General features: G+C 67.3%; 11 protein-coding genes. 1 reads left to right on the forward strand and 10 read right to left on the reverse strand.

Annotation, left to right across the window (positions count from 1 at the left end):
* Positions 1 to 6: 6 nt before the first annotated feature.
* Positions 7 to 216: a hypothetical protein gene (locus ACFVW8_RS06180; protein WP_389686548.1), complete on the reverse strand. Its 210-nt coding sequence runs from the start codon at positions 214 to 216 to the stop codon at positions 7 to 9.
* A gap of 222 nt (positions 217 to 438) precedes the next feature.
* Here ACFVW8_RS06180 and ACFVW8_RS06185 point away from each other — a divergent pair, with 222 nt between their 5' ends.
* On the forward strand, positions 439 to 1,119 hold the full coding sequence (locus ACFVW8_RS06185) for a phosphotransferase (RefSeq protein ID WP_389686550.1): 681 nt from the start codon (positions 439 to 441) through the stop codon (positions 1,117 to 1,119).
* 828 nt (positions 1,120 to 1,947) lie between these two features.
* Here ACFVW8_RS06185 and ACFVW8_RS06190 read toward each other — a convergent pair.
* The 9 genes from ACFVW8_RS06190 to ACFVW8_RS06230 form a co-directional block, all read right to left on the reverse strand.
* On the reverse strand, positions 1,948 to 2,655 hold the full coding sequence (locus tag ACFVW8_RS06190) for a response regulator transcription factor (RefSeq protein ID WP_389686552.1): 708 nt from the start codon (positions 2,653 to 2,655) through the stop codon (positions 1,948 to 1,950).
* Between the two features lie 141 nt (positions 2,656 to 2,796).
* Complete coding sequence (gene fabG, locus ACFVW8_RS06195) at positions 2,797 to 3,555, reverse strand: 3-oxoacyl-ACP reductase FabG (RefSeq protein ID WP_389686554.1); 759 nt, start codon at positions 3,553 to 3,555, stop codon at positions 2,797 to 2,799.
* Positions 3,556 to 3,639: 84 nt separating this feature from the next.
* Positions 3,640 to 3,840 carry an MbtH family protein gene (locus ACFVW8_RS06200; RefSeq protein WP_389686556.1) on the reverse strand — a complete coding sequence of 67 codons (201 nt, stop codon included), beginning with the start codon at positions 3,838 to 3,840 and terminating at the stop codon, positions 3,640 to 3,642.
* Positions 3,821 to 5,131: a cytochrome P450 gene (locus ACFVW8_RS06205; protein ID WP_389686558.1), complete on the reverse strand. Its 1,311-nt coding sequence runs from the start codon at positions 5,129 to 5,131 to the stop codon at positions 3,821 to 3,823. Before ACFVW8_RS06205 ends, ACFVW8_RS06200 begins: the two co-directional genes overlap by 20 nt.
* Before the next feature lie 4 nt (positions 5,132 to 5,135).
* Positions 5,136 to 8,156, reverse strand: coding sequence for an amino acid adenylation domain-containing protein (locus tag ACFVW8_RS06210; RefSeq protein ID WP_389686560.1), 3,021 nt, complete (start codon positions 8,154 to 8,156; stop codon positions 5,136 to 5,138).
* Position 8,157: 1 nt separating this feature from the next.
* Positions 8,158 to 9,726, reverse strand: coding sequence for a class I adenylate-forming enzyme family protein (locus ACFVW8_RS06215; protein WP_389686562.1), 1,569 nt, complete (start codon positions 9,724 to 9,726; stop codon positions 8,158 to 8,160).
* 35 nt (positions 9,727 to 9,761) lie between these two features.
* The gene (locus tag ACFVW8_RS06220; RefSeq protein WP_389686564.1) at positions 9,762 to 10,469 is read right to left on the reverse strand and encodes an SDR family NAD(P)-dependent oxidoreductase; all 708 of its coding nucleotides are present in this window, start codon (positions 10,467 to 10,469) and stop codon (positions 9,762 to 9,764) included.
* Between the two features lie 112 nt (positions 10,470 to 10,581).
* Positions 10,582 to 11,265 carry a 4'-phosphopantetheinyl transferase gene (locus ACFVW8_RS06225; RefSeq protein WP_389686566.1) on the reverse strand — a complete coding sequence of 228 codons (684 nt, stop codon included), beginning with the start codon at positions 11,263 to 11,265 and terminating at the stop codon, positions 10,582 to 10,584.
* 192 nt (positions 11,266 to 11,457) lie between these two features.
* Positions 11,458 to 12,780, reverse strand: coding sequence for an aldehyde dehydrogenase family protein (locus tag ACFVW8_RS06230; protein WP_389686568.1), 1,323 nt, complete (start codon positions 12,778 to 12,780; stop codon positions 11,458 to 11,460).
* Between the last annotated feature and the right edge of the window lie 13 nt (positions 12,781 to 12,793).

The following is a 12,793-nucleotide window of genomic DNA, read 5'->3' on the forward strand; positions in this document are numbered from 1 at the left end:
CGGCGCTCAGGGGCCGGTCGGCGGACGCGGGCCCCGGGGCGGCGTCCCACTGCCCCGCCGCCCGGCGGCCGGGCCGCGGAACCCGGTGAGCCGGGGGTCGTGGGGAACAGCGGCAAGATGCTGCCGGTGGCGCTGCCGGCCGTTGAGCAGATGGATCGCGAACGCCACCACAGCGATCATGGCGAGGACTACCACCACGGTGATCAGGGTCTCCATGCGACATGGCCTCCTCGGGCCGTCCCCCGGTCCATCCAGGTTACTGCGCGCCCGCCCGCCGCGACGGCCCGGAAACAGCCGGGGCCGAGGACCGGCACGAGCCCCCTGAGCCGTGGGACGGCGCCTGCCCGGGGAGGAGAGCACGCCGACGACCGGCGGCGATACGGTGAAGCACCCGTTCCCGGCCTCCCCGCGAACAGTCGGCACGAGTAGGTTCCCCTCATGCGCATAGGCCAACTGCTGGGCACCGGTCGTTCCGCCGACGTATACGAGCTGGACGCGCAGTGGGTCCTGCGGCGTTATCGCGACGGACTGGACACCGCACGCGAAATGCCCGTCATGTCCTATCTCTCGGCCTCCGGCTATCCGGTCCCCCGCCTCGGCCCGCTGCCCGTCTCAGCCGGCCCCGGCGACCTGATCCTGCAGCGCCTGACCGGTCCGACGATGGCCGAATCGCTGCTTGCCGGCGAGCTCTCCGGCGAGGAGGGCTCCGCCATGCTGGCCGGTCTCCTGGCCGATCTGCACACAGTCCCGGCCCGGCTCTCGGCGGACCCCGAGGACCGGATCCTCCACCTCGACCTGCACCCGGACAACGTCATGCTGACGGCCGACGGACCCGTGGTGATCGACTGGAGCAACACCGAGGAGGGCCCGCCCGCCCTGGACCGGGCCATGACGGCGCTGATCCTGGCCCAGGTCGCCGTCGATCCCGGCGCCCCCGCCGCGGAAGGCGCCCGCGCACTGCTGGGCACCCTGATCCCGCGCCTGGCCGCCGACGACGGCATCCCGGCCCGCCACCTCGCCGCCGCGGCGGCCCGCCGCACCGCCAATCCGACGATGAGCCCGGCCGAACTGGCCCGGATCGGCGAAGCGTCGGCTCTGGTCAAGGCGTTGGCGGCCTGAGTCCGCGGTCCCGCCGGCCCGTCGCCCGGCTGGCGGACAGCCCTCAGGGGCTGTCCGCCGCGTGCCCTCGCCGCCGAACGCCCCGCCCCAGTCACTCGCGCATGCCCGCGAGTTCAACCGGCCGAATGCGCGGCGCGAACGAGGCGGGCAGCACGGTGAAGAACACAGCCGCCACCGCGCTCGCCGTGATTTCGATCGGCATCCCGCTACTGCTGACCCTCGCTCTCTCGCGGGCATCGCGGCGGGCCTCGCCGGAACGGCGGAGACTGCGACTGGTGACACGGACCGCATATCGGCCAGCATCTTTCGCGAGAGGGCCACCTTCGTGAATCCAACGATCCTGACCTTCGAGGCGGAGCAGATCGCCTGAGCCGGATTCCCATGGACGCCCGCCACCGAAGGCGCGTTGACGACACATCCAGATTTATGCTTCAGCATTCCGAAAACCACGTTCCGGTAAACGTTATGCATTTGAGATCGGCATCGATGGCGTCCTGGCAATCCTCGCCCCGCATCATCGCAGGCGGCCGTTCGCGTACGATTCCGACGAGGGTTACCACTACGTCGACGGCCCGAATGAGTCTCGGTGCCGAGCACCCATTCCGCACCCGTCCTACGTCTGCTACATTTATCTGACGGTGCAACACTCCCACTGAATGCCAGCCACTGCTTTCTCTGAATCGGTGGCCAACTCCAATTCACGCCGAAAACAGAACGCTACGGAATCTATCGCGAACCGACAACCGAGGGCGCCATTGCCATCAGCTGCGACATGGGGAGATCCATTCACTGTCCGGGTGCAGCGGACGTCGCGCCGGACAGGCCCAATCAGGCCGCCTCTTCCGCCAACGCTCTGTGGGTAGCCAGTCGAAAACCGACCCCACGAACAGTTTCGATGAGCATCGGCATCCTCAGCTTCTTGCGAAGCCCCGTCATGTGGACACCGAGCGTCCGCGTGTCTCCCGCACCGTCGTGCCCCCAGACCTCGCTCATTATCTGCTCGCGCGTGCACACCCGGCCCGGATTCGTCGCCAGCAACGCCAGAATGTCGAATTCCTTGCGTGTGAGCATGACCTCGTGGCCGCCTCGCAGCACCATTCGGCGGTGCATATCGATGCGGACCGGACCGAAATCGTGGACCTCGCCGTCCAGCTGGAGCCCCCAGGACTCCCAGGAATTCCGGGCACGCCGGTGAACCGCCTCAATCCGGGCAGCCAGTTTGCGCAGGCTACAGGTCCGCACAACGTAGTCGTCGGCTCCCAGCTTGAAACTCAGTACCTGGTCGAATTCGTCATCTCGCAGGCCTATGACGATTACTGGCACATGAGAAATGGCCCGAAGGGCCCGACATACCTCAAATCCGTCGACAACCGAGAGAGTGAGGTCGAGCAGTATCACATCGACACTTCTACTCTTTTCCAGCGCCGTACGGATACAACTCTCCCGTTGGACCTGAAACCCCTTGCCCCCCAGCCCTTCTGTTAACTCCAAAGCAAAGTCAAGATCATCGGCAATGACTAACACCTGCATCATCATCCCCCGCTCCCTGGTCCCGCCGTAGCTTCGCCCTATAGCGGACCAAACGCTCCGTCGTCAATTAGCCAGAAAAACTAGACTTAGCATACAGTGGATCTTTTTGGTGTCACAAGGGATTTTACCTTAACTAGCCAATCGACGTTACTGCGGCCCTCCGTCCACGTAGATGGTCTGGCCGGTCAGGTACGCCGCATCCGCACTTGCCAGGAACGCCACCACCCCAGCAATGTCCAATGGTGAACCAACTCTGCGTAGCGGCACCCTCAACGCCGCCTTTTCCCGAAAATTCACCGGGTCGGTACCAAGCCGGCGGGCCGTATCGTCGGTCATCGCGGTGGCAATGAAGCCGGGGGCCACCGCATTGACCGTGATCCCGTGCGGACCGAGTTCGACCGCCAGGGTGCGGGTGAGTCCCTGGACAGCGGCCTTGGCGGTCGCATAATTGGCTTGACCCGGGTTGCCCAACGCCGCGATGGAGCTCAGGTTGATGATCCGGCCCGAGCCCTGTCGCATCATGTGCGGCCGTGCTGCGCGCGCCGCCCGGACGGCGCCGTGCAGATGCACGTCGATGACGGTGTCCCAGTCCTCGTCGCTCATCATGAAGAACAGGTTGTCCCGGGTGACCCCGGCGTTGTTCACCAGGATGTCCAAGCGGCCGAACTCCTCGGCCGTGCGGTCGATCGCCGCGTCCACCTGGTCAGAGGCCGTGACATCGCACCCGATACCGACGCACCGGCCGCCGGCCGCACGAATCGACGAGACGGTGACAGCGGTGTCCGCCTCGATCCGTTCGATGACGGCGACGGCGGCGCCCTCACGGGCGAGGCGTTCGGCCGTGGCTGCGCCGATGCCCCGTCCCGCTCCGGTGACGATGGCGACTGTGTCGGCGGCGAGGCCCATGCGCGGTCCTTCCTCTGCGGGCTGTCAGTGGCTGTCGGCGGCGGAACTGGCTGGATCTGGACGCTGTCCGGACCGGTGACCCTGCTACGGGCAGATCAGACTCTTCGGACGCAGATCGGTCCATTGCAATTCGATGTGCGCGAGGCATGCCGAGCGATTGTCCGGCCCCATCACGACCCGCCATCCGGTCGGCACGTCAGCGAATTCGGGCCAGAGCGAGAACTGCTCCTCGCCATTTCGTAGCACCAGATAGCTGCCGTTTTCATCATCGAACGGGTTGGCCATGACCTATACCCTTCCGCAGAGGTTCTTGAGGGGCCGTCTGGCCACCTGTGCCAGATGGCTGGCGTCGGGCTTCGAGGGAGACCGGCAACGAGCTCATTCCCTGCAGGACGCTCGAATAGATCCATTTTTCGGGCGCAGTCTGCTCGAAGTCGGACACCGTGCGGCGCAGTCCGTCCAGCGTCGCCTCGACCTCCATACGGGCGAGGAAGTGGCCGAGGCAGTAGTGAGAGCCGGTGGCGAACGTCAGGTGCTTGTTGGGCGTGCGGTTCAGGTCGAACCTGTCCGGCTCGGCGAAGGTCCGCTCGTCCCGGTTGGCCGAGGCAAACCAGACACTGACGATCTCGCCGGCCTTGATGAGCTGCTCGCCGTTCACCACGGTATCCGCGGTGGCGTAGCGGCCACCGTGCAGAGGCGGAACGGTCCACCGCAGAACCTCTTCCGTGGCGGTCTTCAGATCTGCCTCGCCCCGCTTGAGCGCCTGCCACTGGTCCCGGTGCTCCATCAGCGCAAGCAGCCCGCCGGTGATCGCGTGGCGGCCGGTCTCGTCCCCTCCGATGATCAGCCCATAGCAGTTGGCCATGAGCTCAGCAGCGTTGAGCGGCTTGCCATCGATCGTGCTGTTGGCCAGCAGGCTCACCACATCCGTCTCGTCGCTGCCCCGGCGAGTCTCCGCCAAATCGGCGAAGTACAGAAGAATCTCGTTCTTGGCCACCGCCCCCTCCTCCGGCGGAGCGTCGGCATAGTCCGAACTCAGGACGTGGCCGGTGAGGTTGAGCAAATACTTCCGGTCCGTCTCCGGAATGGCGAGCAGGTCGCAGATCGCCGCGAGCGGGACGTTGCCCGACACATCGGTCGCGAAGTCGCAGCCCCCGCCGGCTGCCGCATCGGCCAGGAGTTGGTCGACCGTCCTCGTCAGGGTGTCCTTGATCTTCATCAGCATCCGCGGCGAGAACGCCCTCGTCAGGATCGCGCGCATCTGCGTATGCCGGACGCCGTCGGTCACCGCCAGCATCGTACGAGCTGCCGCGTCGCCGCCAGCGACCAACATCGGCAGGACGTTGCCCCTCTCGGCGGTGAAGTTCTCCCGGTCCTTGTACACGGCGGTGGCGTCGGCGTGGCGCGTGACCGCCCAGAATCCGGGTTGCGAACCACGCGGGCGCTGCCAATAGAACGGGCGCTCCTCCCTCAGCCGACGCCACACCTCACTGAGATCGTTCTCCGCGTGCAGCCTGGGATCTGCCAGATCGATGTTGTCGAGCTCATGCGGCGGGACTACCGGTAGTGCGGTCATCGTCTTACCTTCCGTTTCCGTCCGTCAGAGCTGCCGCGCGTGCCGGTGCTTGGTCGACACTGCCCGCTGCTGCGGCAAGCGCCTCGACGGTCGGGTTCATGACGAGATCCTTCGGCGAGATCGCCAGACCGGCCTTCCGCGCCTTCTGGATCACGGCGATGGCCACCATGCTGTTGCCGCCGAGCTCAAAGAAGTTCCTGTCGGCATCCACCGGGGGTATGCCGAGCACTTCGCCGAAGATCTCGCTCAGTGCCTTCTCCTGCGGAGAGTCGGGAGCCCGCCCGGTCGACTCGGGCTCGGCCGTCGGCGCAGGCAGCGCCCGACGGTCGAGCTTGCCGCTCGGCGTCAGCGGAAGCGAGTCGATCAGGACGTAGGAGCCCGGAACCATGTAGTCGGGCAGGAAGCGTCCGGCGTGCCGGCGAAGCTCCTGCGTGGTCGGTGTGGCACCGGAGGGAATCAGATACGCCACGACCTGCCGTGTGCCGGCCCTGTCCTCACGGATCACTGCGACAGCCCGGTCGACTGCGGGGTGCGTGGCAAGGGCGGCCTCCACCTCCCCGAGTTCGACCCGGAACCCACGCAGTTTCACCTGCTCGTCGGCGCGGCCGAGGAAGTCGAGGGCCCCGTCCGGCCGCCAGGACACCACGTCACCCGTCCGGTACATGCGGGAGCCGTCGGCGGCGAACGGGTTGGCGACGAACCGCTCGGCGGTCAGTGCCGTACGCCCGAGGTAGCCGCGTGCGAGTCCAGGACCGGCAACGTACAACTCCCCGGGCACTCCCACAGGCACCGGGCGTAGTGCCTGGTCGAGTACGTAGCACGCCGCGCCGGCGATGGGCCCGCCGATCGGCGGCGCTGCCGCGGCCGACAGCGGCTCACTCATCGTTGCGCAGACAGTCGCCTCGGTCGGGCCATAGGCATTGATCACTCGACGGCCGGTCGCCCAGCGCCCGACGAGGTCTGCGGAGGCGGCTTCGCCGGCGAGCACGAGGGAGCGCAGATCCGGCAGGTCCTCGGGGGACACGCTTGCCGCAGCCACCGGCGGAAGGACCGCGTGGGTGATTCGCCGGCTGCTGAGGACGTCGGACAAGGTGTCGCCGGCCAGAATCGCGGCAGGTGGAATGACCAGGGTTGCACCGGAGCCGATGGTCACGAGGAGTTCCGTCAGGAAGGCGTCGAAGCTCGGTGACGCGAACTGGAGAATCCGGCTCTCCTGATCAACTTCCATCCGCTCGACCTTGGCTGCCGCGAGGTTGGCGAGACCGGCGTGGGTGACCGCGACGCCCTTCGGCTTCCCGGTGGAACCGGAGGTGTAGATGACGTAGGCGAGCCCCGCGGTTGACAGCGGTGCCCTGCCGTCGCAGTCCCCGAGGTTCTCATCGGACAGCCGCTCCGTCTCGGCGACGACGGCCGCATCGTCCAGCACGATGCGCTGAGGCTCCTGCGGCAGCCCGGCCGCCGACTCCCGGTTGGTGCACAGCAGCACGGGACCGGCATCGGCCACCATGAAGGCGACGCGATCAGCGGGGTAGCCGGGGTCGATCGGCAGAAAGCCTGCGCCGGTCTTGGCCACCGCCAGTATCGCGACCACCATCTCGATCGAGCGGGGAAGAGCCAGGGCCACCAGCTGTTCCGGTCCGGCACCTCGGGCGGCCAGCAGCTGCGCCAGCCTGTTGGCGCGACGGTTCAGCTGGTCGTACGAGAGGGTCTCACCGCTGGAGACCAGCACGGTGTTGCCCGGGCTTCGCTCGACCCTGCGTTCCAACAGGTCCGCCAGGGTGACGGCAGGCACGACCTGGTCGACGCTGTGCGAGCCGAGCAGGATCCTCTGGTCCTCGGCATCGTCGAGCATCCGCACCCGGCCGACGGGCTGCGCCGGCTCCTCGGCGAACGCGTTGCAGATCCGGCACAGCACATCCAGCACCCGCTCGGCTTCGGCGCGGGCGAACAGATCCGGCCGGAAGTCCAGCACCAGTCGCAGCCCGTCATCGCTGCGACGCACGACCAGGGCGAGTGCGGCGCCGAAGTTCTCGTGATGCTCCACCGAGACGATGCGCAGCTCAGGGAGGGCGCCGAGGTACCGGGCCGGATCGGGATCCACGTCCTCAAGCACCGCGACCGTGTCGAAGACCCGCTGCCGGCCGGCAAGGGCATCGATCTCCGCCGCGCGGAGGGGCGCGTGTTCAGCGATCCGCGCCTGCTCCCGCTCCAACCGGGACAGCATCTCCACGAGCGGCTCGGCCGCACTCCAACGCACCGGCACCGGCAGGATGTCGGAAAAACCACCCACCATCGACTCAATGCCAGGGAACCTCGGCGGGTCCGCGTGGGTGCTGCCGAAGACGACCTCTCGACGGTTGGTCAACCAGCCCAGCAACAGCCCCCACGCGCCCTGGACCACCGTGGCGAGCGACAACTGGTGGTCATGCGCCTGGGTCAGCACTCGGGCTCCGACCTCGGCCGGGAGTTCGCAGACGACTCGCTCCAACGGCATCGGCTTCCCGGCGGGGACCACCGGCGCCACCAGGGTGGGTTCGTCCGCTTCGGCGAGCCTCTCGCGCCAGGTGCGTTCGGCAGCGGCACGGTCCCGCCCGGCCAGCCATGCTTCATAGTCGTCAGTGGCCGTCGGCACGGGCAGGTCGGCCACATCGAGGGGCTTGACGTACCAGTCGAGGAGTTCACCGAGAAGCATGCGATGGGATCGGCCATCGAGCACTGCGCGATCGCTGGTCAAGCGGAGCCGATGGGTGGTGGCTCCCAGCCGCACCAACGTCAGGCGGAGTGGGACTCCGTCGGCTGTTCCCTGCTCCTCCCGCGACTCGATCCGGTCCAGCTCGGCTCGGCGCCGTTCCTCGTCGAACTCGCTCAGGTCGACGGTATGCCAGGACAGACCTGCGGCAGACCCGGGGTGCCGCGTCGCCAGGACATCCGCGGCGGCGGCGAGCGCTGCCGCATCGACAGAGCCCTCGATGTCGACCACCGAGACCACACCGCCGGGCGACATGGCCATGTTGTTCTCCGTCATCTCAGGCACCCTCTTCGCCGTGGGTGGCCACGAGGCGAGCCAAGGCATCCGTACGGAGCCGCAACTTGTCCGGCTTCCCGGGGCCGATGACCGGGAGGCTCCTCCGCAGCTCGATGTCGGTCGGAGCGTGATTGGCGCTGAGCAGGCTCTCGACGTGCTTCCGGAGTTCGCCGGGAGCAGCCTCCATGCCCTCCCGCAGGACGACCGCGGCGCAGATGTGCTCAAGGCGGTCGGCGTTCTCCACCCCGAACACCACTGCCTCCGCGACAGCGGGGTGCTCCAGCAGTACACGCTCGACCGAGGCGGGATAGATCTTGATTCCGTTCGCCTTGATCACATCCGCGATCCGGCCGTACAGATGGAGGTAGCCCGCGGCGTCAAGATGCCCGATGTCCCCCGTGCGGATCCATCCTTCCCGCACGGTGCGCGCGGTCTGATCGGGATCGTGCCAGTAATGATCCATGGCCCGGGGCGAGTTGACGCATACCTCACCGGACTCGCCGGGCGCCAGCACCCGGTCGTCCTGCGGATCGCGGATGGTCACCTGCAGCCATTCGAGCGGACGCCCCACCGTCGCGCGCAGGGCGTCGTCTCCGTGCTCGTGCGGCAGGAGCCAGCTGATCATGTTGGTCTCGATCGTGCCGTAGACCTGCATGAGCACCGGCCCGAAGACCTTCGCGGCCACCGCCAGCCGCTCGGGCGAGGCGGGCAGGCCGGTGTAGAAGAGGTCACGCACACTCGACAGATCGGCCTGCGCCGTGTCCGGGTGGTCGGCCAGTGCGTACAACTGCGGTGCGGACAACACCAGTCGGTTGACCCGGTGCAGGGCCACCGCCCGCAGGACCTCTGCCGCGTCGAAGCCGGGCAGCAGCACGACCGTGCCGCCGGGAACCATCACATCGTCCGCGGCGAAGCCGCTGGTGTGGGTCAATGGTGCGGTGATCAGGCTGGTCGCCTTCTGTGCCCGGAGGGCGGACGCCGTGACCATCTCGTTCTTCACTCTGAACGACCAGCTCGCCCCTTTGGGCCGGCCGGTCGAACCGCTGGAGTAGGTGACCACGGCAATGTCACCACTGCGCGCCATGTCCGGCCGGAAGGCATCCGGGGGCAGGGCTGTCAGGTCAACGACGTCGCTACCCAGGTCGCCGAACCCGGCGAGCAGCGGGCGGTCCGCCATCGTGCCGCAAATCGCCCGCGCACGGCTGAGATTGGCTGCGTCCACGGTGATCATCGCGGGCGCTGCCTCGGCTGCGATGCCGCCCTGCGAGTCCATCGAGAGCTGGTCGGCAGGATTGACCGCGTTGACACCGGCGAGATGGACCACGGTGGCGCCCAGCAGATTCGCCGCGTAGCGCGACACCAAGGTCGCAGGGGTGTTGGGATCGGCCAGAATGCCAACCACGCTTCCCACCCCGACAGCGTGCGCGCCCATCACCGCGGCCGCCGACGTGACCGAGTCGGCCAGGTCGCCGGCTGTCGTGGGAACGTCACGGTGGACAAGCGGTATGCCGGAGGGGTTGGCTCGGAAGGCGTTCAGGATCTGACGGACATAATGCTCGTTGCCTTGCAAAACACATTCTCCAATCCAGCTGACGGGGCGAGGTGTCAGACCATTTCCTCGTCGCCCACATGGACGACCTGACCGGTCACCGATGACGCCCCATCGCTGACCAAGAACGCCGCTGCCGCGGCGATCTGCGCCGCGTACCGCGGCCCGGCCGCTTCGGCGATTCGTGGGCCGGTATCAGCCCGGGTGTCCGCGGCGGGAAGCGCGGGCGCGATGGTGTTCGCCGTGATCCCGAACGCTCGCAGCTCCAGCGCGATCGTCCTGGTGAACCCCTCGATGCCGGCCCGCACGGAGGCGTGGTCGTGCGGCCCGCTCGCCGCAGACGTGGGCAAGTCTGCGATGTTGATGATGCGCCCCCAGCCCTGCCTGCTCATCGGATCGATCACTGACCGGCTGGTGACGAAGAGTCCTCGAAGGGGGCGGCCGGTCACTGCGCGCCAGTCATCATCGGAAATCCGGCTGAGCACATCGTGGACGGTGACGGCGACGTTATTGACCAGGACATTCGGAACACCGAGTTCGGCGCACACCCGGCCGAGGGCGGCATCGACCGAAGCGGAATCAGCGATATCAGTCTCGACGGTCAGGGCCTGGCATCCGGTCTCACGTATTCGATCGACGGTCTCTGCACTCACAGCACCATCCCGAAAGAACATCGCAATGTCCCAGCCAAGCTCCGCCAATTGCACGGCGACGGCATCACTCGACATCTCGTTTCCGTCGGCAACAATCGCGACAGGAGCCATGCGCCGATCCTCCTTGAATTACCGCCGTCCATTATGCGACGACTTTAAAAAGGTTCGGCGCATCCTGTAAGAACCCTCTTCGAGTACCGAAGAAAACTCAAGCGACCAGTGACTAAGCTTTCGCTAAATCTGCGCTACCGGGGGCCACGGTGACCGCCGTGAGCACGAGCCCGTTCCGGACCAGCCAGCGCCCGTCGAACCCCTGCAGTCGATCCCCGCCGATGACGGGGCCGGGGACCAGCAGCCGGGCTCGGAATGTTCCGGCATTCGGATCGATGGTGACCGACGCCTCCTCGAATCCCAGCCACCGGTTGGTGAGTGGGAACCATGCCTTGTACACGCTCTCCTTGGTGCTGAACAGCAGCCGGTCCCAGCAGATCTGCGGCCTCCGGGCCGCAAGGCCGGACAGCCGGCTCCGCTCCTCGGGAAGCGCGACGACATCCAGTTCGCTGCCAGGCAGCGGCTCGTGGGGCTCGGCGTCGAGACCGATTGTCAGCAGGTCGGCGGCGCGCGCGACGGCGGCGGCCCGGTACCCCGCGCAGTGGGTCATTGAGCCGACGACGCCGTCGGGCCAGGCCGGCGCGCCTTGTGGCCCGGGGAGGATGGGCGCGGGAGCGATTTCAAGCCCGGAGAGAGCTGAGCGAGCACACGCCCGCACCGTGCCGAACTCCCTTCGCCGGCTGTCCACCGCCCGCACGATCAGGGCCTCCTCCTCGGCGAAGAGCATGGGCGAATCCACCGGGTCGGTGAAGGCCTGGACAGCTACGACCGGCGGCGCCAGTAGCTGCTCAATCATTCGACTCTCCGCACCGCCGCCAACTCAGGAAGGATCCCCACCAGTCGGCCAGCGTCTCGACGACTCTCCTGTTGTCGTCGTAACGGACATGCACATCGCTGATCGTCACCAGGCTGCACAGCCTTCTCACCGCCCCCTGCCCCCTTCGCCTGAAGAATCACCAGATGAGTTCCAGAGCCCCGCTAAATCGGCTTAGCGTTCCGGCACTTCGAGCACGGTCTTGCGATGGCTGAAGGCGGCCAAGGAGTGTGCGCCCCGGTAACTGCCCATCCCGCTCTGCCCCACCCCGCCGAACGGCAGTCCGGGGCCCAGGACCTGCGCCATGGGCAGGCCGAGCACGAGACTGCCCGAGGCCGTCTCCTCGGCCAGCCGGCGCCGGATCTCCGAGGACCCGGTAAAGCCGTACACCGCGAGCGGCTTGTGCCGCTCATTGATGAAGGCGATCGCCTCGTTCACCCCGGGCACCTCAACGATCGGCAGGACCGGACCGAAGATCTCCTCCTGCATCACGGGTGAATCGGCCACCACATCGGCCAACACCGTCGGCGCTATAAACCGGCTCTCCCGATCGTGGCCGCCACCGACGACGATCCGGCCGGAGCCGAGAAGACGGGCGATGCGGTCGAAGTGCCGCAGATTGATGATCCGTCCGTACTCCCGCGAGTCTTCCGGCGCCTTTCCGAACAGCTTCTCGATGGCCCGGGAAAGCTCCGCCTCCAGCGCCCGCGCGGTCTCAGGGTCGGTCAGGACATAGTCCGGGGCGACGCAGGTCTGGCCGGCATTGGCGAACTTGGCCCGGGCCAGCCGTGCTGCCGTGACTTCGAGACACGTCCCGCGGTCGACGAACACCGGTGTCTTGCCCCCCAGTTCCAGCGTGACCGGGGTCAGATGCTCGGCTGCGGCACGCATGACGATCCGTCCGACCACGCCGTTCCCGGTGTAGAAGACGTGGTCGAAGCGTTGGGCCAGCAGCGCCGTGGCCTCCGCGACTCCCCCCTCCACCACGGCGACCGCATCCGTGTCCAGATACCGCGGAATCAACCGGGCCATGAGCGCCGAGCAAGCGGGCGCCACCTCACTGGGCTTGGCCACCACCGCGTTGCCGGCGGCCAGCGCCCCCGCGGCCGGAACGAGCAGCAGTTGCACCGGATAGTTCCAAGGCGCCATCACCAGCACCACGCCCAGCGGGTCGTACTGGAGGTGAGCCGTCGAGCCGGGAGGGCACCCGGTCACGGCCACCGGCACCGGCCGCAGCCACTGCGCCAGGTTCACCAGGATGTGGTCGATCTCGCGGATCGTGAACCCGATCTCAGCCGCGTACGCCTCGGTCCGGCTCTTGCGCAGGTCGGTGTGAAGGGCGGCGGCGAAATCCTCGGCATGGTCGCGCAACAGGTCCCGTAGCCGGGAGAGCTGCTCCGTCCGCCACTCCAGTGAGCGGTAGCGGCCGGTGCGACATGCGGCGGAGAGACGAGCGACGATTTCCTCGGAACGCTCCGGAGCAGATGTGGGCGGCAAGGGACCTTCCGTT

This window comes from Streptomyces sp. NPDC058221 (assembly GCF_042882365.1).
GTDB lineage: Bacteria > Actinomycetota > Actinomycetes > Streptomycetales > Streptomycetaceae > Streptomyces.